This is a genomic window from Nocardioides sp. NPDC051685 (assembly GCF_044453405.1).
In the GTDB taxonomy this organism is placed as follows: Bacteria; Actinomycetota; Actinomycetes; order Propionibacteriales; family Nocardioidaceae; genus Nocardioides.
This window is the reverse complement of sequence record NZ_JBITCR010000001.1, coordinates 207,512-232,813: the sequence shown is the minus strand read 5'-3', so window position 1 is coordinate 232,813 and position 25,302 is coordinate 207,512. Positions and strand designations below refer to the sequence as shown.

Sequence of the window (25,302 nt, the reverse complement as noted above, 5' to 3'; positions counted from 1 at the left end):
ACGATTCAACCGATGTCAGGACGTGAGGTCGTCGAGGGAGTCGGCGTCGACGATCCGGTACGCATAGCCCTGCTCGGCCAGGAACCGCTGACGGTTCTGGGCGAAGTCGGCGTCGATGGTGTCGCGGGAGACGATCGTGTAGAAGTGCGCGGTCTTGTTGCCGTCGCCGGGGCGCAGCAGACGGCCGAGACGCTGGGCCTCCTCCTGGCGGGAGCCGTAGGCGCCGGAGACCTGGATCGCGACCTCGGCCGAGGGCAGGTCGATGGAGAAGTTGGCGACCTTGGAGACGACCAGCAGGTCGATCTCGCCGGAGCGGAAGGCGTCGAAGAGCCGCTGGCGCTCCTTGACCGACGTCTTGCCCTCGATCACTGGGGCGTCGAGCGAGGCGGCGATCTCGTCGAGCTGCTCGAGATACTGGCCGATCACCAGCGTCGGCTTGCCGGCGTGGGAGGCGAGGATCTCCTTGACCACGTCGATCTTGTGGTGCGTGCACGAGGCGATCCGGTAGCGCTCGTCGGGCTCGGCGGTGGCATAGACGAGACGTTCGTCGGCGGGCAGGGTCACCCGCACCTCGACGCAGTCCGCCGGGGCGATCCAGCCCTGCGCCTCGATGTCCTTCCAGGGAGCGTCGTAGCGCTTGGGGCCGATCAGGGAGAACACGTCACCCTCGCGCCCGTCCTCACGCACCAGCGTCGCGGTCAGGCCGAGCCGGCGGCGCGCCTGCAGGTCGGCGGTCATCCGGAAGATCGGGGCGGGCAGGAGGTGGACCTCGTCATAGACGACCAGCCCCCAGTCGCGGGCATCGAGCAGCTCCAGGTGCGGGTAGGCGCCCTTCCGGCGCGTGGTCAGCACCTGGTAGGTGGCGATCGTGACCGGCCGGATCTCCTTGACCGACCCGGAGTACTCGCCGATCTCGTCCGGGGTCAGTGAGGTGCGGCGTACGAGCTCGTCCTTCCACTGCCTCGCGGAGACGGTGTTGGTGACGAGGATCAGCGTGGTCGCCTGAGCGTGCGCCATGGCGGCCGCACCGACCAGCGTCTTGCCGGCGCCGCAAGGGAGCACGACGACTCCGGAGCCGCCGTGCCAGAACGACTCGGCCGCCTCCGACTGGTAGGGGCGCAGCGTCCAGTCGGCGGTGTCCAGCGCGATCGGGTGCGCCTCGCCGTCGACGTAGCCCGCGTAGTCCTCGGCCGGCCAGCCGAGCTTGAGCAGCGCCTGCTTGAGGTTGCCGCGCTCGGAGGGGTGGACGACGACGGTGTCCTCGTCGAGCCGTTCGCCCAGCATCCCGGCGACCTTCTTCGCCCGGATGACCTCCTCCAGCACCGCCCGGTCGGAGGAGACCAGCACCAGCCCGTTGGCCGGGTTCTTCTCGAGCCGGAGGCGGCCGTAGCGGGCCATCGTCTCGGCGACATCGACCAGCAGGGAGTGAGGGACGGGATAGCGGGAGAACTCCAGCAGCGTGTCCACCACCTGCTCGGCGTCGTGCCCGGCCGCGCGTGCGTTCCACAGACCCAACGGGGTCAGCCGGTAGGTGTGGATGTGCTCCGGCGACCGCTCCAGCTCGGCGAACGGCGCGATCGCCTTGCGGCACTCACCTGCCCGGGCATGGTCGACCTCGAGCAGCAGCGTCTTGTCCGACTGGACGATCAGGGGGCCGTCGTTCACCGAACCAGCCTACGGGCCGACCGGCCGGACGCTCCTGATCCGGGACAGGGCGAAGGAGCGTACGTCGTCCCCGACCCGGGCCGCGAGCGAGCCGCCCTCGACGCCGAGCGGCTCGACGGTCGTCTCACCTCCGACACCGCGACCGTCGACGTAGGAGATCACGACCCGTTCCCCGGCATCGATGGCCTCGTGGAGCACCGCCAGTGTGGAGGCGGGTTCCGGTGGGACCGGGCGCGAGGCTGCGGTCTCGTCGCCGGCCTTGACCCTGGTCGCGACCGCGGTCGCGCGAGTGACGAGATGGGCCTCCTCGGCACCTGCCGAGCGCTGGCCGGCGCGAGCCTTGGCGCGCCTGGCGTCGGGGCGCGCCACGTGGACGGACCCGTCGGGCGCCTCGACGACCGGGGCCAGGCCGAGCTCGCGCAGGCGGGGGAGGAGCGAGTCGAGGGCGACGGTGCTGACGACCACGGTCGGCGCCAGCCGGCGTAGCCCCAGCGACTCGGCCGCCGGATGCGCCAGGAGCTCGACCAGAGCCGCCTCGTCGTCGCTGCGCAGGTAGGCGGCCGCGAACCCGACCCGGACCGTCCCGAACGTACGCGCCGTGTCGTCGACCAGATAGCTCAGTGCCTGCGGGACCGGTGTGCGGGAGGCGGCGGCGAGGAACGCGTGGATCTCCGTGGCGGTCCAGCCGCGGTCCATCGCCCGCCGCACCGACTCCTTGGTGAACCGGTGGACCGTTGCCCCGCCGTGCGACTCCACCGTCGCCACCACGGTCAGCATGCGGGCCAGGGCAGGCTCCAACGGCCCCGGCGCGACCGCGGTCAGGTCGCCCTGGAGCAGCACATGGTCGACCGGCTCCGGCAGCAGCCCCGCCAGGGTCGGAACCGGATCCTCGCCCGCCACCAACGCCCGCCCGTACGCGGCCAGCCCCCCGAACGCTCCCAGCCCGAGCGTCTCCGCCTCGGTGAGCGTCCAGGCCACCAGCGACTCACGCGACTCGGTGCGGGTGCGCGGCCGGCGCGGCCGCTCCCAGGCGAGCCGGGCCACGACCGCGGCGGGTCCGGTGCCGGCGGCGAGGACCTCCCCGTCCGGCAGGTCCGAGAGCAGGCCCAGCGTCAGCCGCCGTGTCTCCACGGCCGAGGCGCCGGCCAGATCGGGCGCCAGCGCGTTCCAGGTCTTTCCGGCCGGGTCGCGCTGGCCGACCAGCCCGGGGAGGCGAGGGGAGGCCAGCCAGGCACCGGCCACGTGCGACCAGCGGGCCGCCAGCGGCTGCTGCAGCCACTGGTCGAAGAGCTCGGTCGGCATCCAGGACGGATCTCCCTCCTCGTCGGTCCCGAGGGCGAGCAGCCCCGAGGCCCAGGCGACCTCGATCAGCAGCGCCGCCGTGGGCTCGGCGACGTGGAGCCGCTCGGCGGTCGCCTTCAGGTCCCGGACGGTCAGGCCCGTCCCGCCGCGCAGCGACCTCGGTGGCGTGGCGCTCCAGGCGTCGAGGAGGAGCTCGAGGTTGCGTACGAGCTCGAAGGCGGCCCCCGCGGCCGCCCGGTCGACCAGCGACGAGGCCCGCGACGAGGTCGGCAGGGGCGGCGGGACGTCCACCGGAGCCGGCGTCGTCCGCCCGCCCCGCAGCGCGAGCCCGACCTCGCCGGGCAGGGTCAGCATCCCGTCGCCCGAGGACACCAGCAGCCCGTGGGCGATCAGCTCCTCCGCCGGCCCGGCGGCCTCGGCCACCGATACGCGCGGGCGCGCGCGGGAAGAGGAGGCCTGCCCGCCGGCGGCGTCGACGGCCTCCAGCATCGCGCGGGCCTCGGCGGACACAGCGGCCAGGCGGCGTACGACTTCTTCCTGGTCAGCGGCGAAAGGCTGCAGCCCGGAGGTGCCCGGGGAACCCCGCAGCAGGGCCGCGACTCCGGTCACGGCCCGCAGGCCGTCGAGGGAGTGCCAGACCAGGCAGGTGTCCTCCAGATGAGAAAGTGCCCGTGTCGCGGCGGCCTCTTCAGCGTTCACCATGGAAGATAGGTGGGCTTTGGTGGTTTGATTCGCGAGGACAACGGCATCGAGCACGATCAGTTCGAGATGGTTAAGGTCATCCATCGCGTAGTGCAAGGATGTGCGAGTGGCTGCTCGGGCGGCGAGTTGGCCGGAGTCATGAGGGGACGGCGTGGCGAGATCAGGACGTGCAAGAAGCAGGCGTGTGATGCGCTCTGTAGGCCAAGAGCGCAACTGGTCTGCAAGAGAGCGGAAGCCTGTGTCCATCGGCATCACGCTATCCCGGCAGGCCTAGGAGCGAGATGTCCAGGAAAGTAGTGATCGCGCACGGGGCCGCGACCGATGTCGGCCAGGTGCGGAAGGTCAACGAGGACTCCCATGTGGCCGAGCCACCGGTCTTCGTCGTAGCCGACGGAATGGGCGGCCACGACGGTGGTGACATCGCCAGCGAGATGGTGATCCAGGAGTTCGCCAAGCTCGGCGGCACCCATTACGTGTCCGAGTCGGGCAGCCAGGCGATGGTCGAGGCGCTCCAGGCGGCCCAGGACCGGATCGTGGCCTTCGCGCTCGAGCAGCGCTCGCGCGGGGCCTCGGACTACCAGTCCGGCACCACCTGCGCCGCGGCCCTGATCGCCGACGGCGGAAGCAGCCCGTTGTGGATCCTGCTCAACGTCGGCGACTCGCGCATCTACCGATACTTCGACGGTACGTTGAGCCAGCTCAGCCGCGACCACAGCCTGGTCCAGGAGCTGGTCGACTCCGGGCAGATCACGCCCGAGCAGGCCGAGCACCACCCGGAGCGCAACGTGGTGACCAGGGCGCTGGGCGGGATGGCCCCCGCGGTGCCCGACATCTTCCAGGTGACGCTGCCGGTGGGCGCCCGGCTGATGCTGTGCTCGGACGGCGTGAGCGGAATGATCTCGGATGCTGAGATCGCCGACATCCTCGCCGCGGAGGACACCGACGCGCGGGACACGGCCGAGAAGCTCGTCGCCGCCGCGGTCGAGGCGGGTGGCCGGGACAACGCCACCGCGATCGTGGTCGATGTGATGGGATTGACCGAGGAAAACCCGTATGACTCGGAGCAACAAAGGGTGAGTATGGAGCAGAAGCTAGGAGTGCTGCCATGAGTGAGCCAGCAACCATCGCAAGCACGTCCTACACGCCGGGCACATGGTTCGGCATCATCGGTGAGAGCGCCACGGTGCTGCTCCCGCCCTCGGAGAAGAGCCGCGCAGGCGCCCTGTGGGCGCTCGTCGACGACGGCGCCGGGTTCGACGAGGTGCTCGACGCACTCGTCGCGACCGGGCTGAGCTCGTTGCCGGGCTTCGTCCTCATCGCCGGGGACGTGACGCCTGACGGCGGCAGCGTACGCACGGTCGTGCGCGGTCCGTCGGTGGTCTCGTTCGAGGCCGGTGAGGGTGCCGTCGAGGTCGACGGATCGTCGTCGAAGACCTGGGTCGAGCGCACCCTCGAGGGTGTCACCCGGATGTCCGTCTCGCTCGGCGAGGAGGGTGCGACCGGTGAGCCGTTGACCGCGCTCGGTGGCCTGCTGCGGGTCTCGGGACTCGAGGTCCCGCCGCCGGCCCCGGAGTCCACCCAGGACGACTCGCCGGAGAGCCGCGCCGGTTTCGTACCCGCCCCGGTGGCGGTCGAGGAGGGTTCCGACGACAGCGTCGACGAGCCCGCACCGGCCGACCCGCTCACCGATCCTCTTCCCGGGGAGAGCTACGCCGACTCCGCCGACGACCTCGACTCCGCCGAGGAGCAGGGTCTCGACGAGGACGAGCCGGTCGCGGCTCCGCCCTCGCTCTCGGTCGTGCCGCCGATCCCGGTCTCGGGTGACCTCCCCGGTCTCGGGGCAGAGTCCGACTCCGACTTCGACGCGGACTCCGAGTCGGACGAGCCGATCTCGGTCAACCGTGGCGAGGAGTCCGGCGACGCGTCGGCGCCGCGTCACGACGACCTGACCGAGCCGGCCGAGGCCGAGCAGGCCGAGGCGTCGGAGACGCCGGTCGTGTCCGAGGACGTCGCCGACGACCAGGACGTCCCCGAGCCGGCCGCCGCCGGCGGCTATGAGGACGACTACGCCAGCGACGAGCACGCCGCTGCCGTGGCGTCGTCCTTCGGACCCTCCGCGGTCTCCCCGGAGCCGGTGGCGGACCCCGACGTCGCCCCCGACGCCGAGACCGAGGTCCTCCCGGCCCTCGACGAGCACTCCTACGACGAGCGGGAGCCCTTCGACGGCCCCGAGTCCTTCGAGGAGCCCGAGTCCGCTCAGGCGCCCGACTTCGGCCCGCCGTCGATGCCGCCTCCGCCGCCGCTGACGACGCCTCCGCCGCCCCCGGCCGACCCTCCCTTCCGGGACGCGCCGGCCGAGGATCTGATCGATGCTGCCCCGATCGACGCACCGGTCGACGGCCCGCCGGTCGACGCGCCGGTGACCGACATCCCTCCGGCACCCCCGGCTCCTCCGGCATTCCCGGCCCCGCCCGCGCCACCGGCCCCGCCCGTGGCGCCGATTCCCGAGGTCCACGACGAGCCGGTCTGGGAGGAGCCCAACCCCGATGAGGACGACCACGACGGTCTGACCCGCATCGGCGTGGGCGAGGACCTCAACGCCGGTCTCGCCGGGATCCCCGGCCAGCCCGAGGCCCCGAAGGTGACCGCCTACCCGGTCGCGCGGCTGGAGTTCTCCAGCGGCGACCGCGTCGAGGTCGACCGGGTCGTCCTCGTCGGCCGTGCCCCCGAGGCGAGCCGGTTCACGCCCACCGAGCAGCCGATGCTGGTGACCGTGCCGAGTCCTCACCAGGAGATCTCCTCGACCCACTGCGAGATCCGTCCCGGTGCCGGCGTCGACCACGGCGCGGCGGTGGTCACCGACCTCGGCTCGACCAACGGCACCGTGCTGGTCCAGCCCGGGCTCGGCCCGGAGGATCTGCGCCCCGGCGTACCGGTCCAGCTCATGCCCGGCGCCGTCATCGACCTCGGTGACAGTCTGACGATCCGGGTGACCAACCCGTGACCGAACGGCTTTCGCTCGTGTCGCCGCTCTCCTCGGAGGCGGCGGCATGAGCGAGCGTCAGCGAGCGGCCATGGGCCTCAGGTCGTCGCCTCCGTATTCTTTGCTTCTTCGTACGGAGGCGGCGGCATGAGCGTGGCCGGCCTCCAGGCGCCAGCCGTCGAAGCCGCGATCGCGGAGCCGGATCGCCGGTTCTACGCGTTCGCCATCGACCGGGTGATCGCCTGGGCGATCTTCGCCGCCGCGGGATTCGCCGCCTGGCTGATCTTCTTCCGCAACGGAAGTCCGCTGCCCGGCATCGGTCTGATCGCCGGCGTGGTGCTGGTGGTCTGGCTGGTCGGCACCATACTCACCGGCTCCGGTGGCAAGACCCCGGGCAAGATGGCCCTCGGGCTCCGCGTGGTCAGCGATGACTCCGGAACCGCGGGCCGCCCCATCGGCGTCGGCAAGGCGTTCGTACGCCAGGCCCTTCTCGGTCTCTGCACGATCCCGACCCTCGGCATCGGCACCGCCACATTCGCCTGGGTCGCCGCGATGGACGATCGTGGCCGTCGCCAGGGATGGCACGACCGGCGTGCCGGCTCGGTCGTGGTGGACGTACGTCCTCCGGCGGTCGTCGAGGCCGAGGAAGAGGCTCCGGCGCCGCGCCGCATCGTCAACCTGACCACGATGCGTCTGAAGCAGGCCGAGGCGACCCCGGAGCGGGCCGAGCGGCCGCAGACTCCTGCTGCCCCGACCCAGAGTGCTGCGGCCCAAGCCGCTGCCCAGGCTGCTGCGGCTCAGGCCGCGGCAGAGGCTCAGGCGGCCGCGACCCAGGTCGGTGTACCGATCGCCCGGCAGGCGCCGCCGGCTCCTGTCCCGACGCCTGCTCCGCCGGCCCCTCCGGCACCCCCTGCGGTACCACCGGTCGTCCAGCCCGCCCCTCCGGCACCCCCCATGCCCGCTCCGCAGCCCGCGGCGACGGCACGTTGGCGGGTCACCTTCGACACCGGACAGAGCTTCGTGGTCGAGGGTCTCGCCATCGTCGGCCGCGGCCCCGAGCCGCGTCCCGGCGAGGAGGTCTCGCACCGGGTGGCGCTCTCCTCGAGCGACATGTCCCTGTCCAAGACCCACGCCCAGTTCCAGGTCGCTGCCGACGGCACCCTCGTCGTCATGGACCGCGGCTCCACCAACGGCACCACCCTGATCCGCCAGGGTGCCGCCCGAGCCCTCGGCGCCCGCCGCCCCGCGGCTCTCGTCGACGGCGACAAGGTCAAGTTCGGCGACCGCACCATGGACGTCGTCCGCGAGGCCTGACCGCCGAGGCGTCAGTCCGGTCGGCCGAGGCGTCAGTCCGGTCGGCCGAGGCGTCACACCGTTGACGTCTCGGCCGACGCGCGTGACGTCTCGGCCGACGCGCGTGACGCCTCGGCGAGTGGGTCAGTCGATGGCGTCGAAGGTCTCGGGGCGGTGCTCGAAGCCGAAGCGGTCGGTGGGCCAGAAGACGACGGCGACCCTGCCGACGACGTCGGAGACGGGTACGAAGGCGCTCGAGCAGGCCTTGTCGCCCGACTCTTGACGCTCGGGGCTGCACAGATGAAACGACGAGTCGGCGGAGTTGGCGCGGTTGTCGCCCATCACGAAGATCCGCCCCTCGGGGACGACGGCCTTCCAGCCCCGGCACCCGCCGTTGAGATAGGACCCGTTGTCCTGCGCCATCGGGCCGTCGCAGGTATCGCTCGAGGCGATGAAGCCGGACTCGTCCAGCGGCGTGCCGTTGACGACGATGCGGCCCGACTCGCAGCACTCCACGGTGTCGCCGGCGACTCCGATGACCCGCTTCACCAAGTGGTCGCCGGTCGGGTAGAGCCCGACCTTGGCGAGCACGGCCCGGAAGCCGGTGGGCGCCGGAGGGATCTCGTCGGCCGAGAGCCAGTCGCCGGGATCGGCGAAGACGACGACGTCGCCGCGCTCGGGCGTACCGCCCATCCAGTAGGACGGCTTCTCCACCAGCACCCGGTCGTTGACCTCCAGGCCGGGCCGCATCGACTCAGAGGGGATGTAGAACGCCTGGGCGAGGAATGTCTTGATCACGACCGCGAGCAGGATCGCCGTCACCGCGATGATCGCGATCTCGACGAGCGACCCCGGAACCCCCTTCGGTCGTCGGCCTGACCGCGCCGACGACTCCACCTCTGCCCCCATGGTCCGACCCTATCCAGACGACGGCTCCGCTCCGGCGCTATCCAGAATTCAAGCGCGCGCGGCGCCGCTCCTGCCTTAACGTTTCGTCACTCAGCCGGACCTGAGAGGTGCCATGACCACCGCACTGACGACCCCGACCCATCAACCTGCCCAGAAGGGCACCCGCGCGATCGCGATCACCTTGATCCTGGCCGTGATCGCCGCGGTCGTGGCCGGTGTCGTCGGCGGGCTCCTCGTCCTTCGGGCGTCGGCCGAGGCGGAGAGCGCGCGGCAGGCCGAAGCATTCGCCGAGGTCCTTCCGGACACCTTCAACCTCGCGGTCAACCTGTCCTTCGAACGCGATGCGGTGGTGGCCGGCGTACCTCCCGTCGTGCTCCGGCCGCTGCGGCAGACGACCGACGAGGCGGCGCAGGCCTGGCGCACGCGAGCCCAGGAGATCGACAGCGACGACGACAAGGAGCTCGACGCGACGCTCACCCGAATGACGCAAGAGCTGAGCAACATCGACGTGCTGCGTACGCAGGCACAGAACGATCCCGCCATCGGATCGAAGCACTACACGGCCCTGACGAACGACCTGTTCAGCATCGCGGACGACCTGCCGAACACGGGCGAGGACCAGTCCGAGCAGGCGATCGAGGCGATCGGTCACATGCCCGAGGCATGGGAGTCGCTGGGACAGGAGCGCGCGATCATGTTCGCGGCGCTGTCCTACTCGCCGTTGCCCGGCGCGAAGCCGATCAGCGACGAGGAGATCGCGGCGCTCACCGAGGCCGAGGCCGCGTGGCGTCGCTCCTTGGCCGCCTTCTACGAGAAGTCCTCCGAGGACCAGCGTGCGGCGCTCGACGGGCTCACCAACAGCACGGCGACGAAGGGCGCGACCGGCGTGCCTGCCCATCAGGCGGTCAACGACATCATCGCCGGCGGCGGCAGCGCGGTGACCCTGGATTCCTACACCGCCTCCAGCACCGAGTTCATGCGCGGCCTGCAGGAGATATTCGTCGCCTCCGCCCAGGAGATCGTCGAGGGCCAGCGTGCCGCCCGTGATGACGCGGTGCGCGGCGCGCTGGCCGGCCTCGTCCTCACGTTCGCCGTCGTGGGTGTCCTCGCGTTGCTCATCGTCGTCCTCGCGGTCGTCCTGGTCATCCTGCGTCGATCCGCGAGCGCGCGTGGAGCACGTGGATAGGGTCGGGACGTGTCCGATCTCGATCAACGGCTCAGCGCTCTCGAAGCGGATCTCAGGTCTCGGGGGAGCGTGCTGGTCGCCTTCTCCGGTGGCGCCGACAGTGCGTTCCTCCTGGCCGCCGCGACCAGGGCTCTGGGCAGCGACAACGTCGCCGCCGCGACCGGCTATTCGCACAGTCTTCCGATCGCGGAGAGGGACCCGGCCGCCGATTTCGCGAGGAGCCTCGGCGTACGCCTCATCACCCCGCAGACCCATGAGATGGAGCGGGAGGGCTACCGGGCCAACGGCACCGACCGGTGCTTCTTCTGCAAGGCGGAGCTGCTCGACACCCTCACCCCGCTGGCCCGCGAGCTCGGCCTGGCCCATGTGGCCACCGGCACCAACGCCGACGACGCGATCGAGGGGCTCAACGGCCTCCGGCCCGGCATCCGCGCGGCCGCCGAGCGTGGCGCGATCACCCCGCTCAAGGACGCCGGCCTGACCAAGGCCCAGATCCGCGAGGCCTCGCGCCGTTGGGGTTTACCGACCTGGGACAAGCCGGCCGCGGCCTGTCTCTCCAGCCGGATCGCCTACGGCCTCGAGGTCACGCCGAGACGGCTCGCCCGCGTGGAGCGAGCAGAGCAGGCCGTACGCAGCGTCCTGGCCGCCCGCGGCCACGACGCCGCCCGCGTGGATCTGCGCGTGCGCGACCATGGGGAGAAGGCCACGGTGGAGCTGTCCGCTACCCTCCTGCCTCTCGACCCCCACCATGCCGACGAGGTGCTCAGGACCGTGACCGACGCAGGATTCCCCGCCGCGGAGATCGACCCACGGGGCTTCCGCTCCGGATCGATGAACCAGAAGGCCGTGAAGTGAGCGAGCGTCAGCGAGCGAACCACGAGCACAACACGCCGTCGCCTTCGTATTCTGGCGCTTGCGCTACGGAGGTGGCGGCGTGAGGGAGTTCTGGAACACGATCACCGCAACCCAGACCGTCCCTGAAGCGCCGTGGCTGATCGGCGCCGGATTCGTCGCCCTGGCGCTCGTCGTGTGGCGTACGTCCTGGCGGACCGTACGTCTCGGCGTCACCGTCGTCCACGAGGCCGGTCACGCGGTCGTGGCGGTCCTGGTGGGGAGACGGCTGTCCGGGATCAAGCTCCACTCCGACACCTCGGGGGTCACCCTCTCGCGCGGCAAGCCGTCCGGGCCGGGGATGGTGGCGATGCTCGCCGCCGGCTACCTCGCCCCGGCGATCCTCGGACTGCTCAGCGCGACCATGCTGGCCGCCGGCCACGCCCTGGGGCTGTTGTGGCTCCTGGTGGCGGCGATGCTCGTGCTGCTGGTGTGGGTACGCAACGGCTACGGCCTCGTCGTCCTGCTGGTGCTCGGCGCCGCGCTGGGCGCGATCAGCTGGTACGCCGACGGCCGCATCCAGACCATCGCGGCCACCCTGGTGACCTGGCTGCTCCTGCTCGCCTCACCGAGGCCGCTCCTGGAGCTGCTCGGCCGGGGCGAGCGAGGCCGCCGCGGCTCCGACCCCGATCAGCTCGCCGGCCTGACCGGCATCCCGTCGGTGCTCTGGATCCTCGTGCTGCTGGCCGTCAACGTCGCCGGCCTCGTGGTCGGCGTGCAGACCCTGATCCCCGACCTGAGCTGGATCTAGAGGATCTAGAGCTCGAACTCGTCGGCGATCTGGCGCAGCGCGGGGGAGACCTTCTTGGCCAGCTCGCGCGTGGGCGGGCGGCCCTGGGCGTAGCCGTCGCGGATGTCGTCGAGGAGCTTGATCACGTTCTCGACGATCAGCTCCATCTCTTCGGGCTTGCGGCGCTTGGCGGCACGCTGGCGCCCTGCAACGGACGGGGAGCGCTCCAGAATGGTCACCGACAGCGCCTGCTCACCGCGGCGCCCCTGGGCGATGCCGAACTCCACCCGGGTGCCGGCCTTCAAGGTCTTGGCAGCGCCCTCGGGGAGCGCGTCGGCGTGGACGTACACGTCCGGACCGTCGTCCTGCGACAGAAATCCGAAGCCCTTGGTGGCGTCGAACCACTTGACCTTGCCAGTAGGCACGGCAGCTTGCCCCTTCCTCGCGCATCAGCGCTTCAAACGTACGTCGCCCGGCGACTGTGACGGCCGACGCGGGAGAGCCTAGTCCTCAGCGCCCAGGGACGCGTGAGGTATTCCCCTCTCCGGCGTCGACGGCATCCACGGATGGCTCGCCATGTCGTCCCTCGTGCGGGTGGGGCCTATACTCCGCCTACCCCTCCATAGATTTGCAAATGATTTCGTACACCATTGGTAATCGAGACCACTTATGACGTAAGTTTGCGTCGCCAAAGACTGTAGACAGGTACGCCCGGGTGCCAGCAGACTTCGCGGCGGGGGACTGGGGTGTGCGCCACAGACGGTGCATGCCTCTCGGGAATGATGTGACATGGCCACGAGAGGGAGTAATGGCCGAGCCATACGCAAGCACAACCCACCGTCCGGAACGTAAGCCCTGGCAGGGAATTCGAGCGCGCCTCATCTTCGTGCTGCTCATCCCGACCATCGCGGCGATGGTGTTCGGCGGGTTGAGCATTTCGCGCGCCCTCTCAGCCCAGGCGGAAGCACGCCAGGCCGAGACCGTCGCCCAGGCGCTGCCTGACACCTACAACCTCGCGATCAACATCCTGTTCGAACGTGACGGTGCGCTCGCGGGTGTGCCCGAGGTCGTCATGCGGCCCCTGCAGCAGACGACCGACGAGTCGATCGAGGCCTGGAGCGCCAAGGCGAAGGAGATCGACGCCGGCGACGACAAGGACCTCGAGAACAGCATCGTCGAGATCCAGCAGGCGCTGAACGGCATCGACGACCTGCGCGCGCAGATCCAGGAGCGGGACACCCAGGTCGAGGCCCAGCTGGCCTACACGACCGTGATGAACAACCTCTTCGGGATCTCGGCGCAGATGCCGACCCTGGAGAACGACGAGGTCTTCTCCAAGATCGCCGCGATCAGCAACGTGCGTGCCTTCTCCGAGGCGATGGGCGTCGAGCGCGTGATCATGATGGAGGCGCTGAGCAAGAAGGCGGCGGCCGAGAAGAGGGGCGTCGTCAACCCCGACGTCCTCAGCGACGAGCAGTTCGCCGAGCTCGCCCGGGCCGAGGCCAAGGTCCGTCTCTCTGCGGCGGACTACTACGCGAAGACGTCCGACGACATTCGTGCGCAGCTCGACAGTCTGACGAACGAGACCACCACCAATGGCCTGATCGGGTCACCCGCCCACCGAGTTGTCAATCAGGTGATCTCCAGCGGTGGTATGGACCGGATCAAGATGACCCCGGACCAGTACACCGGCGCCAGCACGGAGTTCATCCGTGGTCTGCAGAAGATGATCGTCGCGACCGCGCAGGAGATCAGTGACGACGTCGAGCAGATCAAGGACGACGCGACCCGCGACGCCATCATCATCGGCCTCCTCGTCCTGGGCGTCCTGATCTTCGCCCTCGCGGTCGGTCTGGTCGCGGCCCGCTCGATCCTCTCGCCGCTGAGCCAGCTGCGTCGTCTGGCCTACAACCTGGCCAACCACGACCTGCCTGAGCGAGTCGCCTACATGAACCAGGCCGAAGGCCCGGTCGACACGCATGTGGAGCCCCTGGACATCGCGCGCCGCGACGAGATCGGTGACGTCGCGGACGCGTTCGACGCGGTTCACGTCGAGGCGATCCGCCTGGCGGGCGAGCAGGCCGAGCTGCGTACGAACGTCGACAAGATGTTCATGAACCTCTCCCGCCGTTCGCAGAGCCTGGTCGAGCGTCAGCTCCAGCTGATCGACCAGCTCGAGGCCAACGAGCAGGACCCCGACGACCTCGCGAACCTGTTCCGCCTGGACCACCTCGCCACCCGAATGCGCCGCAACGACGAGTCGCTGCTGGTTCTCGCCGGCGGCGAGATCGGCCACGCGGCCCGTGGCCCGGTGCCGGTCCTCGACGTCCTCCGCGCCGCGGCCTCCGAGATCGAGCAGTTCGCCCGGGTCGACATCGACTCCGAGGAGAACGCCGAGTTCGAGGGCGCGATCGCGGGTGACCTCGTGCACCTGCTCGCGGAGCTGATCGAGAACGCCACCAACTTCTCCCCGCCCGACACGGCGGTCACGATCCGCACCTTCCGCGCCGGCCCCGCCGCGCCGCTGCTGGTCGAGATCGAGGACCTCGGTATCGGCATGACGCCGGAGGAGCTCGACGCGGCCAACATGAAGCTGCGCCGTGCGACCGGCCTCGACGCCGACGTCGCCCGGATGATGGGCCTGGTCGTGGTCGCGCGCCTGGCGGCGCGTCACGGGCTCTACATCGAGCTCGTTCCCAACCGCCCCCGCGGTGTGGTCGCGCGCGTCGAGATGCCGGTGACCACGATCGTGGGCGCCCACGCGGAGGCACCCTCCGGCCAGCAGCAGGGCTTCGACGCCTACGCCTTCCAGCAGGGCGGCTACGGCCAGCAGACCGGCGCCTACCCGGTCACCGGTGAGCTTCCCTACGAGATGCAGTACGGGATGCCCGCCTACGACTCCCAGCCGTACGCCGGTGGCAACCCCTACGACGTGCCCGTCGGTGCTCTGCCGGCCCCCGAGGCGCCCGCGGCCTCCGCTGCGGCGCCCCCGGCGCTGCCGAGCCGCACGCCCGGTGCCTCCAACCACCCCAACCTCTCCGGCGGCGGTTCGGGGGTCTTCCCGCAGCAGGGTGCCAACGGCCAGTCGGGCCAGCACAACGGCTTCGGTCAGACCGGGCCGCACACGGGCCAGCAGCCCGCCTACGGTGGCATCCCGCCGATGCCGGGTGACCCGGGCTTCGAGGATCCGACCGCACGCACGGGCAGCTTCCCGGCGCAACAGTTCAGCGGCAGCCAGCCGCAGTTCGGTGGGGACCCTTTCGGTGGAGACCCGTTCGGTGGCGATCCCTACGGCGCCAACGAGCCCCCGGCTCCGCAGAGCCCCAGCGGCCAGCAGCAGAGCTTCCTGTCCAACATGCTGCCGGTCCGCAAGGCCGAGGACCTGGCCGCGCGCTTCCCGGACGGTCGCTTCGACCCGAGCACCGAGACCGGCGACCTGCCGCGTCGCGACCCGGGTGCCCAGGGCGGCAGCCCGTTCGGCACCGACACGGGCACCTTCCGCACCTTCGAGCGTCCCACCGAGCGCACCACGCCGCGTACGCCTCCGCCGGGCTTCGGCCCCGACGACGACCCGTTCGGTCCCGCCGGTGACGCGATCGCGCCGGGCTCGATGGGCCCGTTGGCTCCGGAGCCGACCAACTCGCAGAACCCGCTCGACTCGACCACCGAGGTCCCGATCGTCGATGACGAGGGCAGCTCGATCTTCGACGATCTCCAGTCGGAGTGGTTCACCCGTCGTCGCCCGCTCGGCGCGCGCCGGGCGATGGAGGCCAAGGGCGACCCGCTCAGCGACCCGATCGCGGGTCCGGCCGCCAAGGCCGGCGCGGCACCCGAGGCCGACAACGCCGGCGCGGCGAACGCCCCCTCGGGCGACTTCGCCGACGAGCCGGCCGTCCGGGAGGACGAGCCGACCACGCCGATGAGCTGGTCCTCGCCGGGTGATGAGGGCTGGCGCCGGGCTCAGGAGCTGGAGCAGCTGCAGGAGATGGAGCCGGCGACGGTGACCCAGGGCGGACTCCCCGTTCGCGTCCCGGGCCAGAACCTGATCCCAGGAGCGGCCCCATCGGTCACACCACCGTCATCAGGTCCGCGTAACATGGACGCGCGCCGCACCCGTGGCATGTCCAGCTTCCAGAAGGGCGTCAGCCGCGCCCGCAACAATCCCGCTGAGGCGGAAAGCAACCCCGAAGGTGAGGAGCAGCAGTGACAACGGCCCCCGCAGGACTGGACTGGCTCGTCGACAGCCTGACCCAGCGCACCCCTGACATCGCTCACGCGATCTTGGTGTCGGCTGATGGCATGCCGATGGCCAGCTCCGTCGACTTCCCCCCGGACCGGGCCGACCAGCTCTCGGCGATCGCCTCCGGTCTCACCAGTCTTACCCAGGGAGCAGCTCGATGCTTCGCGGCGGGTAATGTCCAGCAGATGGTCATCGAGATGGACGGTGGCTATCTGGTCCTCATGGCGGTTGGTGAGGGCTCCAGCCTCGCTGCCCTCGCCGCCCCCGACTGCGATCTGGGACAGGTTGGCTACCAGATGCAGCTGTTGATCTCGCGTGTTGCCACCGCCCTCACCCCCGATACCAGAACCGGCGCCTGATGCGCGCCCGAGCTTAGGACCGAGATCGTGAGCAACCACGCCTCCGAACCGCCGCCGCTTGTCAGGCCGTACGCCCTGACTCGTGGCCGCACGCAACCCAAGCGCGTCTTCCCGATGGAAGCCCTGGTGATCACCGACCGCTACGTGATCGACGGCTACGTCCGGTCGCCAGAGGAGCGGACGATCGCGGAGCTCTGCCGCGAGAGCCGCTCCGTCGCCGAGGTTGCGGCGCTCATCCGGGTGCCCCTGGGTGTTGCCCGAGTCCTGATCGGTGACCTTGCGGAGCGCGGCGTGGTGCAGGTGCACGCCAGCAAGGTCCCGGACGCCCCGGACACCGCTCTCCTCGAGCGCGTGCTGTCCGGCCTGAGGAAGCTTTGACAGGAGTAATGCAGTGACCACCGACTCCAAGCAGGCGACGATGTCTGCGAAGATCGTCATCGCCGGCGGGTTCGGCGTTGGTAAGACGACCTTCGTGGGCTCCGTCTCGGAGATCGTCCCCCTGACGACCGAGGCCGTGATGACGCAGGCGACCGCCGGCGTCGACGACCTCTCCGCAGTCCCCAACAAGAAGACGACCACGGTCGCGATGGACTTCGGTCGAGTCTCCCTCGACTCCGACCTGATCCTCTACCTGTTCGGAACGCCGGGTCAGAACCGGTTCTGGTTCATGTGGGACGACCTGACCCAGGGTGCCATCGGTGCCGTGGTGCTCATCGACACCCGTCGCCTCGCCGACTCCTTCGGTGCGATCGACTACTTCGAGTCCCGCAACGTGCCGTTCGTCGTCGCGCACAACGTCTTCGGCGCCAACCAGGCCTACAAGCCGGAGCAGATCCGCGAGGCCCTGGCTCTGCGCCCGGACATCCCGATCGTCACCTGTGACGCCCGCGACCGCCAGTCGACCAAGGCGACGCTGATCTCGCTCGTCGAGTACGTCCTCTCCATGGTCTCCACGCGCGCGCTCCAGTAGCCGAGCAGACGCCGACACCCGCCGTAGCCATGCTCCGGCGGGTGTCGGCGTTTCAAGGGGCGCCGTGACTGTGCAGTAGAGGCGTACGTCTGGGAGGATCACGCGTTGTGCTGAAGTTCAGGTTGTGGTGGCGCAAGGTGACCCCGAAGTGGCACCTGAGGCGCCTGTGGGCGAAGATGTGGTCCGTGATCACGACCCCGTACGCCGATGCGACGGCCGTCGCTGCCGTCGACGAGGCCCGCGCCGCGCTCCTGTCCGACGTGCCAGCCGCTGACGTCGGAGAACACCTCGGCCATGTGGTCGAGAAGAGTGCCGGTCCGGGCGTCGTGACCCACCTGTTCGCCTGTGCCCGCAAGGGCTACGTCGGGTGGCACTGGTCGGTCACAGTCGTCTATGTCCCCGTCCTGGGCGACAAGACCGAGGTGACCGTCAACGAGGTCGTCCTCGTCCCCGGTGACGCGGCGATCGTCGCGCCCGCCTGGGTGCCCTACCGTGACCGGATCAAGCCCGGCGACCTCTCACCCGGCGATCTGCTCCCGGTCGAGGACGACGACGCACGGCTGGTCCCGACGTACGCCTTCGGTGACGACCCGCTCGACGCCGACGAGAAGGCGCAGGTGCGCGAGGTCGCCAAGGATCTCGGCCTCGGCCGTGTCCGGACCCTGTCCACAACGGGCTTCGATGCCGCCGCCGAGCGTTGGTACGCCGGTGACGGCGGCCCCGACGCGCCGCTCGCGCAGGCCGCCCCTGACCAGTGCCACAGCTGTGGCTTCCTGGTCCGGCTGACCGGTCACCTGGCCTCGAGCTTCGGTGTCTGCGCCAACGGCGACGCCAACGACGACGGCAAGGTGGTCAGCCTCAACCACGGGTGCGGTGCGCACTCCGAGGTGCGGCTGGCGAAGAAGCACGAGCCGCAGCCGCTGCCGGAGCCGGTCTTCGACACGCTCAGCGACGACCCCGAGACCTTCTGACCGGACCCTGCTAGTCGAGGCCCTCGGCGCGGAGCCGGCGGGCCTTGCGGCGCCGGGTCAGCTCGATGCCGATCGCGCCGATGCCGAAGGCGGCCAGGCAGGTCCAGATCCACCAGGTCCAGCCGCGGTCGTTGAGCAGGCCCCAGAAGGGGAGCAGGGCTACGAACCCGACCAGCCAGCCGAGGGTGCTGAGCTCGAAGGCGCGGATGCCGTCCTCGTCGACGAGCTCGATCTTCGGCTCGGGGCGGGCCGCGAGCGGCTCCTCGACGGCCGGGTCGTCGTAGCCGTAGTCCTGCGCGTAGCCGGCGTCCTCGGGGTAGTAGTCACCCTCGTACCCGTCATACTGCTGCTCCGGGTAGCTGCCGGAGTAGTCCTCGTCGCGGTACTGGTCGCTCATGGGACCTCATCCTAGGGGTCGCCCCCAGCCGGTAGGGTGGGGAGGAACGCTGACGACTTGGAGGTCCACCATGGCTTCGCTCCGCTGCCCCTGCGGCACCAACTTCCGCACCGAGACCGACGACGAGCTGGTCGAGCAGGTGCAGGAGCACCTCGCGGAGGCTCACCCGGGTCGCACCTACAGCCGCGACGACATCCTGATGCTCGCGGCCATGTCCTGACCCTGTGACGGCGCCCTCACCGGGGCGCCGCCTCTTTCCGGAATAGTTAGCGCCGGTAAGCAGTTATGCTTGCCGACATGCCTACCGCACAGCCCGTATCCGCGCCTGACGCAGCCTCTGACATCCCCGAGGTCGCCTCGGTGCTGCGCACCTCTGTCATGCGGATGCGCCGCCGCCTGGCCAACGAGCGCCACCCCGACAACGACCTGTCCCTGGGGTCGATGGCAGTCCTCGGGGCGTTGTACGCCACTGACGAGATGACCCTCGGCGCCCTCGCCGCGCGCGAGCGCGTCCAGCCGCCGAGCATGACCAGGATGGTCAACTTCCTCGAGGAGGGCGGCTACGTCGTCCGCCGCCAGGGCGAGACCGACCGCCGCCAGGTGCTGGTCTCGATCACCGACAAGGGCCGCCGGACCGTACGCAAGGACCGGCTCAGCCGGGACGCCTGGCTCGCCCAGCAGCTCGTCGACCTCGACGCGGACGAGCTCGCCGCCCTCCGCACTGCCGCTTCGATCATGGAGAGAATAGCCACCAGTTGAGTCCCACGTTCCGTTCCCTGCGCAGCCACAACTACCGCCTCTACCTCGCCGGCAGTGTCGTCTCCAACGTCGGCACCTGGATGCAACGCATCGCCCAGGACTGGCTGGTCCTGAGCCTTGGCGGCGGGGGAGCGGCACTCGGTATCACGACCGGCCTGCAGTTCCTGCCCATCCTCCTACTCAGCCCCTACGCCGGCGTCATCGCCGACCGCTTCCCGAAGCGCCGCCTGCTGCAGGCGGCCCAGGGCTGGATGGCCCTGATGTCGCTGCTCCTCGGAGTGCTCGCGGTCAGCGGCCACGCCGAGGTGTGGATGGTCTACGTGATCGCCTTCCTCTTCGGCACGGGCGCCGCCTTCGACGGCCCCGGCCGCCAGTCGTTCGTCTCGGAGATGGTCCACCCCGACGACCTCACCAACGCCGTCGGTCTCAACTCGGCCTCCTTCAACCTCGCCCGCCTGATCGGGCCGGCGCTGGCCGGGCTCCTCATCGGCTGGCTGGGGAGCGGCCCCGAGGCGACCGGGTGGGTCATCCTCATCAACGCGGTCTCCTACCTGGCCGTGATCGGCCAGCTGCAGCGGATGAACACCGCCGAGCTGCACTCGCCGGAGCCGACCGCCCGCCGGCGCGGGATGCTGCGTGAGGGCATCGGCTACATCCGTACGCAGCCCAAGATGCTGATGGTCCTCGTCATCGTCTTCTTCGTCGGCACGTTCGGTGCGAACTTCCCGATCACCTCGGCGCTGATGGCGACCGAGGAGTTCGGCATGGGCGCCAGCGAGTACGGCCTGCTCGGCACCGTCCTTGCGATCGGCTCGCTCTCCGGCGCCCTGCTCGGCGCCCGCCGCACCCGGATCCCGCTCAGGCTGATCGTGGTGGCGGCGACCGGGTTCGGGCTGTCCATCATCGTGTCCGGGATGATGCCGACGTACGCCCTGTTCGCCCTGACCGGCCCTGTCGTCGGTTTCTGCACCATCACGGTGCTCAACGCCTGCAACGCCACCATGCAGACCGAGGCGGCACCGGCGTTCCGGGGCCGGGTGATGGCGATCTACATGACCGTCCTGATGGGTGGCACCCCGCTGGGTGCCCCGCTCATCGGCCTCATCGGCGAGCAGTTCGGCGCCCGCACGACCCTGTACGCCAGTGGCGCTCTGGTCCTGTTCGGTACGCTTGCGGGGGTGCTGCTCCTGGCCGCGCTCCGAGGTGGTATCCGGGCCGTTTTGACCCCCTCTCAAGCCGCCGGGTAGCCTCTGAAGCGTGTCTGGGACAACCAGGCCGTCGCGCGTGCCCGGAACAAGCTCGAGAGAAAGGTCTCGGACCCGGGCTCGGCGCCCTCAAGTGGGGACTCGGTTCGAAAGATCCGTATTCGTGCTGTTGAGGTAAGGGCGACACGCCCGACCTCGGGGGCGAGGCGGGACCAGTTGGTATCGCACCACCTGGACGCACAACATTGGATCCTTCGCGGCAGAGCGCCGCGTTGTGAGAGCAGAAAAGAAGGGGAACCACCGAGGTGCCCACCATCAACCAGCTGGTCCGCAAGGGCCGCGAGGACAAGGCGACGAAGTCGAAGACGCCTGCCCTCAAGGGATCGCCGCAGCGCCGTGGCGTCTGCACGCGCGTCTACACCACCACCCCGAAGAAGCCGAACTCCGCCCTCCGGAAGGTCGCCCGTGTGCGCCTCTCCTCCGGCGTCGAGGTCACCGCTTACATCCCGGGTGTGGGCCACAACCTTCAGGAGCACTCCATCGTGCTCGTCCGCGGCGGTCGTGTGAAGGACCTCCCCGGTGTTCGTTACAAGATCATTCGCGGCTCGCTCGACACCCAGGGCGTGAAGAACCGCAAGCAGGCCCGGAGCCGCTACGGCGCCAAGAAGGAGAAGTGAGATGCCTCGTAAGGGTCCCGCTCCCAAGCGTCCGCTCGTCGTCGACCCCGTCTACGGCTCGCAGCTCGTAACCCAGCTCGTCAGCAAGGTCCTCCAGGACGGCAAGAAGCAGGTCGCGCAGCGCATCGTCTACACCGCCCTCGAGGGCTGCCGCGAGAAGACCGGCACCGACCCCGTGGTCACCCTCAAGCGTGCGATGGACAACGTGAAGCCGGCCATCGAGGTCAAGTCCCGCCGTGTCGGTGGCGCGACCTACCAGGTTCCGGTCGAGGTCAAGGGCACGCGTGGCACCACGCTCGCGCTGCGCTGGCTCGTCGGCTACGCCCAGGACCGTCGTGAGAAGACGATGGCCGAGCGCCTGATGAACGAGATCCTCGACGCGAGCAACGGCCTCGGCGCCGCTGTGAAGAAGCGCGAGGACACCCACAAGATGGCCGAGTCCAACAAGGCCTTCGCGCACTACCGCTGGTGACGTACGGCGGGGTGCCTGCCGCACCATGTGGGCACCCCGCCCATCCAGACCGAAGACAATCTCTTTAAGGAACGCTGAAGACAGTGGCCGTCGACATCACCACGGACCTCAATGTGGTCCGCAACATCGGCATCATGGCGCACATCGATGCCGGTAAGACCACCACCACCGAGCGCATCCTGTTCTACACCGGTATCTCGTACAAGATCGGTGAGGTCCACGAGGGCGCAGCCACGATGGACTGGATGGAGCAGGAGCAGGAGCGCGGCATCACGATCACGTCCGCCGCGACGACCTGCTGGTGGAAGGACCACCAGATCAACATCATCGACACCCCGGGGCACGTCGACTTCACCGTCGAGGTGGAGCGCTCGCTGCGCGTCCTGGACGGTGCTGTCGCCGTCTTCGACGGTGTCGCCGGTGTCGAGCCGCAGTCGCAGACCGTGTGGCGTCAGGCGAACAAGTACGCCGTTCCGCGGATGTGCTTCGTCAACAAGCTCGACCGCACCGGTGCCGACTTCTACATGGTCGTCGACTCGATCGTCGACAAGCTGCACGCCACCCCGCTGGTGCTGCAGCTGCCGATCGGTGCCGAGTCCGACTTCATCGGCGTCGTCGACCTGATCGAGATGAACGCCAAGGTCTGGCGCGGCGAGACCCAGCAGGGTGAGGACTACGTCATCGAGGCGATCCCCGCCGACATGGCTGACAAGGCCGCCGAGTGGCGCGAGAAGCTCGTCGAGACCCTCGCCGAGGCCGACGACGACATCATGGAGGTCTACCTCGAGGAGGGCGACGTCTTCGACGTGCCCACCCTGAAGGCCGCCATCCGCCGCGCGACCCTCGCCGACAAGCTCAACCCGATCCTCACCGGCACCGCGTTCAAGAACAAGGGCGTCCAGCCCCTGCTCGACGCGATCGTCGACTACCTGCCCTCGCCCATCGATGTCGAGTCGATCATCGGCCACGACGTCAAGGACGAGGAGCTCGAGGTCTCCCGCAAGCCTTCCGAGGACGAGCCGTTCTCCGGTCTGGTCTTCAAGATCGCCTCCGACCCGCACCTGGGCAAGCTGTTCTACCTGCGCGTCTACTCCGGCAAGGTCGAGGCGGGTGCGACCGTGGTCAACCCGATCAACGGCCGCAAGGAGCGCATCGGCAAGATCTACCAGATGCACGCGAACAAGCGTGAGGAGATCAACTCGGTGGGCGCCGGCCAGATCGTGGCCGTCATGGGGCTGAAGGACACCAAGACCGGTCACACCCTGTGCGACCCGTCCAACCCGGTCGTCCTCGAGTCGATGAGCTTCCCGGCCCCCGTGATCGAGGTCGCCATCGAGCCGAAGACCAAGGGTGACCAGCAGAAGCTCGGCACGGCGATTCAGCGCCTCACCGAGGAGGACCCGACCTTCACGGTCAAGACCGACGAGCAGACCGGCCAGACCATCATCGCTGGTATGGGCGAGCTCCACCTCGAGGTCTTCGTCGACCGGATGAAGCGCGAGTTCAAGGTCGAGGCCACCGTCGGCAAGCCGCAGGTCGCCTACCGCGAGACGCTTCGCAAGAAGGTCGAGAACCACAGCTACACCCACAAGAAGCAGACCGGTGGTTCGGGTCAGTTCGCGAAGGTCGTCATCTCCGTCGAGCCCAACATCGACGAGGAGACCGGCCAGGGCGCTGGCTACGAGTTCGTCAACAACGTCACCGGTGGTCGCGTGCCGAAGGAATACATCCCTTCGGTCGACCAGGGTGCTCAGGACGCCATGGAGTTCGGTATTCTCGCCGGCTTCCCCATGGTCGATGTGAAGGTCTCGCTCGAGGACGGCGCCTACCACGACGTCGACTCCTCCGAGCTCGCCTTCAAGATCGCCGGCAACCAGGCCTTCAAGGAGGCCGCGCGCATGGCGAAGGCCGTCCTGCTGGAGCCGATGTTCGCCGTCGAGGTCACGACCCCCGAGTCGTTCCTCGGCACCGTTATCGGTGACATCAACTCCCGTCGCGGCCAGGTGTCCTCGCAGGAGGAGCGTCACGGCGACATGGTCGTCCAGGCGCTCGTCCCGCTGTCCGAGATGTTCGGGTACGTCGGTGACCTCCGGTCCAAGACCAGCGGTCAGGCGTCGTACTCGATGGAGTTCGACTCGTACGCCGAGGTTCCCACGAACGTCGCCGACGAGATCATCAAGAAGGCCCGTGGCGAGTGACCTTCGGGTCGCCCGCACAGGGACTTCGGCAGTAACACCACTCAGTACGAGTCAGTAAGAAAATCACACCAGGAGGAGCCCACAGTGGCTAAGGCGAAGTTCGAGCGGACGAAGCCGCACGTCAACATCGGTACCATCGGTCACATCGACCACGGTAAGACCACCCTTACCGCGGCGATCTCGAAGGTGCTGCACGCGAAGTACCCGGACCTGAACCCGGAGTTCGCGTTCGAGGACATCGACAAGGCTCCCGAGGAGCGCCAGCGCGGGATCACGATCTCGATCGCGCACATCGAGTACCAGACCGAGTCGCGTCACTACGCTCACGTCGACTGCCCGGGTCACGCGGACTACATCAAGAACATGATCACCGGTGCCGCGCAGATGGACGGCGCGATCCTCGTGGTCGCCGCCACCGACGGCCCGATGCCGCAGACCAAGGAGCACGTGCTCCTGGCCCGCCAGGTCGGCGTGCCGTCGATCGTCGTCGCGCTCAACAAGTGCGACATGGTCGACGACGAGGAGCTCATCGAGCTCGTCGAGATGGAGGTGCGCGAGCTCCTCAGCGAGTACGAGTTCCCGGGTGACGACATCCCGGTCGTGCGCGTTGCCGCCTTCCCCGCCCTGCAGGGCGAGCAGAAGTGGATGGACTCGGTCGCCGAGCTCATGCAGGCCGTCGACGACTACATCCCGACCCCGGCTCGCGAGACCGACAAGCCGTTCCTGATGCCCGTTGAGGACGTCTTCACGATCACCGGTCGTGGCACCGTCATCACCGGTCGTATCGAGCGCGGCGTCGTCAAGGTCGGCGAGGAGGTCGAGATCGTCGGCATCCGCGAGACCTCTCAGAAGACCACCGTCACCGGTGTCGAGATGTTCCGCAAGCTGCTCGACGAGGGCCAGGCCGGTGAGAACGTCGGTCTGCTGCTCCGTGGCACCAAGCGCGAGGACGTCGAGCGCGGCATGGTTGTCATCAAGCCGGGCACCACCACCCCGCACACCAACTTCGAGGGCTCTGTCTACATCCTCTCGAAGGAGGAGGGTGGCCGTCACACCCCGTTCTTCAACAACTACCGTCCGCAGTTCTACTTCCGGACCACGGACGTGACCGGCGTTGTGACCCTCCCCGAGGGCACCGAGATGGTCATGCCGGGTGACAACACCGAGATGTCGGTCGAGCTCATCCAGCCCATCGCGATGGACGAGGGTCTGAAGTTCGCTATCCGTGAGGGCGGTCGCACCGTCGGCGCGGGTCGGGTTACGAAGATCATCAAGTAAGTGATCGTCTGATCCAACGTGGAAGGTCCCCGGAGCCGCAAGGCGAAGGGGGCCTTTCGCGTTGGACCAGATGCTCCTTGCTGCTTAGTAAGCGCTGACTCGGCGCAAACGGACC

General features: G+C 69.2%; 23 protein-coding genes. 18 read left to right on the top strand and 5 right to left on the bottom strand.

Annotated features, from left to right (window positions below; translation table 11 throughout):
* Positions 1 to 15 precede the first annotated feature (15 nt).
* Complete coding sequence (locus tag ACIA03_RS01140) at positions 16 to 1,665, bottom strand: DNA repair helicase XPB (RefSeq protein WP_396978410.1); 1,650 nt, start codon at positions 1,663 to 1,665, stop codon at positions 16 to 18.
* Positions 1,666 to 1,674: 9 nt separating this feature from the next.
* The gene (locus ACIA03_RS01135; protein ID WP_396978408.1) at positions 1,675 to 3,669 is read right to left on the bottom strand and encodes a helicase-associated domain-containing protein; all 1,995 of its coding nucleotides are present in this window, start codon (positions 3,667 to 3,669) and stop codon (positions 1,675 to 1,677) included.
* A gap of 281 nt (positions 3,670 to 3,950) precedes the next feature.
* On the opposite strand from ACIA03_RS01135, the gene ACIA03_RS01130 reads away from it, so the two are divergent.
* The 3 genes from ACIA03_RS01130 (at position 3,951) to ACIA03_RS01120 (ending at position 7,966) form a co-directional block, all read left to right on the top strand.
* Positions 3,951 to 4,778 carry a PP2C family protein-serine/threonine phosphatase gene (locus ACIA03_RS01130; protein ID WP_396978406.1) on the top strand — a complete coding sequence of 276 codons (828 nt, stop codon included), beginning with the start codon at positions 3,951 to 3,953 and terminating at the stop codon, positions 4,776 to 4,778.
* Positions 4,775 to 6,673 carry an FHA domain-containing protein gene (locus ACIA03_RS01125; protein ID WP_396978404.1) on the top strand — a complete coding sequence of 633 codons (1,899 nt, stop codon included), beginning with the start codon at positions 4,775 to 4,777 and terminating at the stop codon, positions 6,671 to 6,673. Before ACIA03_RS01130 ends, ACIA03_RS01125 begins: the two co-directional genes overlap by 4 nt.
* Positions 6,674 to 6,799: 126 nt before the next feature.
* Positions 6,800 to 7,966 carry an RDD family protein gene (locus ACIA03_RS01120; RefSeq protein ID WP_396978402.1) on the top strand — a complete coding sequence of 389 codons (1,167 nt, stop codon included), beginning with the start codon at positions 6,800 to 6,802 and terminating at the stop codon, positions 7,964 to 7,966.
* A gap of 123 nt (positions 7,967 to 8,089) precedes the next feature.
* Here the strand turns inward: ACIA03_RS01120 and lepB are convergent, their stop codons facing one another.
* The gene (lepB, locus tag ACIA03_RS01115) at positions 8,090 to 8,854 is read right to left on the bottom strand and encodes a signal peptidase I (protein ID WP_396978400.1); all 765 of its coding nucleotides are present in this window, start codon (positions 8,852 to 8,854) and stop codon (positions 8,090 to 8,092) included.
* Positions 8,855 to 8,966: 112 nt separating this feature from the next.
* On the opposite strand from lepB, the gene ACIA03_RS01110 reads away from it, so the two are divergent.
* The 3 genes from ACIA03_RS01110 (at position 8,967) to ACIA03_RS01100 (ending at position 11,682) form a co-directional block, all read left to right on the top strand.
* Positions 8,967 to 10,040 (top strand): nitrate- and nitrite sensing domain-containing protein, encoded by a 1,074-nt coding sequence (locus ACIA03_RS01110; protein ID WP_396978398.1) that lies wholly within the window; start codon positions 8,967 to 8,969, stop codon positions 10,038 to 10,040.
* A 9-nt stretch (positions 10,041 to 10,049) separates the two neighbouring features.
* Positions 10,050 to 10,895: an ExsB family transcriptional regulator gene (locus tag ACIA03_RS01105; protein ID WP_396978396.1), complete on the top strand. Its 846-nt coding sequence runs from the start codon at positions 10,050 to 10,052 to the stop codon at positions 10,893 to 10,895.
* 79 nt (positions 10,896 to 10,974) lie between these two features.
* A complete protein-coding gene (locus ACIA03_RS01100; RefSeq protein WP_396978394.1) occupies positions 10,975 to 11,682 on the top strand; it encodes a M50 family metallopeptidase in 708 nt (235 codons plus the stop codon).
* 5 nt (positions 11,683 to 11,687) lie between these two features.
* Here ACIA03_RS01100 and ACIA03_RS01095 read toward each other — a convergent pair whose 3' ends face one another.
* On the bottom strand, positions 11,688 to 12,086 hold the full coding sequence (locus ACIA03_RS01095; protein ID WP_160026974.1) for a cold shock domain-containing protein: 399 nt from the start codon (positions 12,084 to 12,086) through the stop codon (positions 11,688 to 11,690).
* A 461-nt stretch (positions 12,087 to 12,547) separates the two neighbouring features.
* Between ACIA03_RS01095 and ACIA03_RS01090 the strand changes: the two genes are divergently transcribed.
* The 5 genes from ACIA03_RS01090 to ACIA03_RS01070 all read left to right on the top strand — a co-directional run bounded on the left by ACIA03_RS01090 (position 12,548) and on the right by ACIA03_RS01070 (position 18,201).
* Positions 12,548 to 15,868, top strand: a complete 3,321-nt coding sequence (locus ACIA03_RS01090; RefSeq protein WP_396978392.1) for a nitrate- and nitrite sensing domain-containing protein — start codon at positions 12,548 to 12,550, stop codon at positions 15,866 to 15,868.
* Positions 15,865 to 16,260 carry a roadblock/LC7 domain-containing protein gene (locus ACIA03_RS01085; RefSeq protein WP_008360946.1) on the top strand — a complete coding sequence of 132 codons (396 nt, stop codon included), beginning with the start codon at positions 15,865 to 15,867 and terminating at the stop codon, positions 16,258 to 16,260. Before ACIA03_RS01090 ends, ACIA03_RS01085 begins: the two co-directional genes overlap by 4 nt.
* 27 nt (positions 16,261 to 16,287) lie before the next feature.
* Complete coding sequence (locus ACIA03_RS01080) at positions 16,288 to 16,638, top strand: DUF742 domain-containing protein (protein WP_008360948.1); 351 nt, start codon at positions 16,288 to 16,290, stop codon at positions 16,636 to 16,638.
* A 40-nt stretch (positions 16,639 to 16,678) separates the two neighbouring features.
* On the top strand, positions 16,679 to 17,230 hold the full coding sequence (locus ACIA03_RS01075) for an ATP/GTP-binding protein (protein ID WP_084101379.1): 552 nt from the start codon (positions 16,679 to 16,681) through the stop codon (positions 17,228 to 17,230).
* A gap of 176 nt (positions 17,231 to 17,406) precedes the next feature.
* On the top strand, positions 17,407 to 18,201 hold the full coding sequence (locus ACIA03_RS01070; protein ID WP_396979870.1) for a DUF3027 domain-containing protein: 795 nt from the start codon (positions 17,407 to 17,409) through the stop codon (positions 18,199 to 18,201).
* Between the two features lie 10 nt (positions 18,202 to 18,211).
* Here ACIA03_RS01070 and ACIA03_RS01065 read toward each other — a convergent pair whose 3' ends face one another.
* Positions 18,212 to 18,598 (bottom strand): DUF2530 domain-containing protein, encoded by a 387-nt coding sequence (locus ACIA03_RS01065; RefSeq protein ID WP_396978389.1) that lies wholly within the window; start codon positions 18,596 to 18,598, stop codon positions 18,212 to 18,214.
* Between the two features lie 70 nt (positions 18,599 to 18,668).
* On the opposite strand from ACIA03_RS01065, the gene ACIA03_RS01060 reads away from it, so the two are divergent.
* The 7 genes from ACIA03_RS01060 to tuf all read left to right on the top strand — a co-directional run bounded on the left by ACIA03_RS01060 (position 18,669) and on the right by tuf (position 25,187).
* Positions 18,669 to 18,818: a DUF1059 domain-containing protein gene (locus ACIA03_RS01060; RefSeq protein ID WP_008360959.1), complete on the top strand. Its 150-nt coding sequence runs from the start codon at positions 18,669 to 18,671 to the stop codon at positions 18,816 to 18,818.
* A 77-nt stretch (positions 18,819 to 18,895) separates the two neighbouring features.
* Complete coding sequence (locus ACIA03_RS01055) at positions 18,896 to 19,357, top strand: MarR family winged helix-turn-helix transcriptional regulator (RefSeq protein WP_396978386.1); 462 nt, start codon at positions 18,896 to 18,898, stop codon at positions 19,355 to 19,357.
* A complete protein-coding gene (locus ACIA03_RS01050; protein WP_396978384.1) occupies positions 19,354 to 20,604 on the top strand; it encodes an MFS transporter in 1,251 nt (416 codons plus the stop codon). The genes ACIA03_RS01055 and ACIA03_RS01050 overlap by 4 nt, the downstream gene beginning before the upstream one ends.
* Before the next feature lie 263 nt (positions 20,605 to 20,867).
* Positions 20,868 to 21,239: a 30S ribosomal protein S12 gene (gene rpsL / locus ACIA03_RS01045; RefSeq protein WP_008360965.1), complete on the top strand. Its 372-nt coding sequence runs from the start codon at positions 20,868 to 20,870 to the stop codon at positions 21,237 to 21,239.
* 1 nt (position 21,240) lies between these two features.
* Complete coding sequence (rpsG, locus tag ACIA03_RS01040; protein WP_008360967.1) at positions 21,241 to 21,711, top strand: 30S ribosomal protein S7; 471 nt, start codon at positions 21,241 to 21,243, stop codon at positions 21,709 to 21,711.
* 83 nt (positions 21,712 to 21,794) lie between these two features.
* Entirely contained in the window at positions 21,795 to 23,909 is a 2,115-nt protein-coding gene (fusA, locus tag ACIA03_RS01035) for an elongation factor G (protein WP_396978381.1), read from the top strand.
* Positions 23,910 to 23,993: 84 nt separating this feature from the next.
* A complete protein-coding gene (gene tuf, locus ACIA03_RS01030) occupies positions 23,994 to 25,187 on the top strand; it encodes an elongation factor Tu (RefSeq protein WP_045550897.1) in 1,194 nt (397 codons plus the stop codon).
* The last annotated feature ends 115 nt before the right edge of the window (positions 25,188 to 25,302 follow it).

Excerpts from the sequence above, each read along its gene's own strand:
- ACIA03_RS01120 (WP_396978402.1), top strand. The coding sequence starts at position 6,800 with ATGAGCGTGGCCGGCCTCCAGGCGCCAGCCGTCGAAGCCGCGATCGCG.
- ACIA03_RS01065 (WP_396978389.1), bottom strand. The coding sequence starts at position 18,598 with ATGAGCGACCAGTACCGCGACGAGGACTACTCCGGCAGCTACCCGGAG.
- ACIA03_RS01135 (WP_396978408.1), bottom strand. The coding sequence starts at position 3,669 with ATGGTGAACGCTGAAGAGGCCGCCGCGACACGGGCACTTTCTCATCTG.
- ACIA03_RS01060 (WP_008360959.1), top strand. The coding sequence starts at position 18,669 with ATGGCTTCGCTCCGCTGCCCCTGCGGCACCAACTTCCGCACCGAGACC.
- ACIA03_RS01125 (WP_396978404.1), top strand. The coding sequence starts at position 4,775 with ATGAGTGAGCCAGCAACCATCGCAAGCACGTCCTACACGCCGGGCACA.
- ACIA03_RS01070 (WP_396979870.1), top strand. The coding sequence starts at position 17,407 with ATGTGGTCCGTGATCACGACCCCGTACGCCGATGCGACGGCCGTCGCT.
- ACIA03_RS01110 (WP_396978398.1), top strand. The coding sequence starts at position 8,967 with ATGACCACCGCACTGACGACCCCGACCCATCAACCTGCCCAGAAGGGC.
- rpsG (WP_008360967.1), top strand. The coding sequence starts at position 21,241 with ATGCCTCGTAAGGGTCCCGCTCCCAAGCGTCCGCTCGTCGTCGACCCC.
- ACIA03_RS01075 (WP_084101379.1), top strand. The coding sequence starts at position 16,679 with ATGTCTGCGAAGATCGTCATCGCCGGCGGGTTCGGCGTTGGTAAGACG.
- ACIA03_RS01055 (WP_396978386.1), top strand. The coding sequence starts at position 18,896 with ATGCCTACCGCACAGCCCGTATCCGCGCCTGACGCAGCCTCTGACATC.
- lepB (WP_396978400.1), bottom strand. The coding sequence starts at position 8,854 with ATGGGGGCAGAGGTGGAGTCGTCGGCGCGGTCAGGCCGACGACCGAAG.
- ACIA03_RS01130 (WP_396978406.1), top strand. The coding sequence starts at position 3,951 with ATGTCCAGGAAAGTAGTGATCGCGCACGGGGCCGCGACCGATGTCGGC.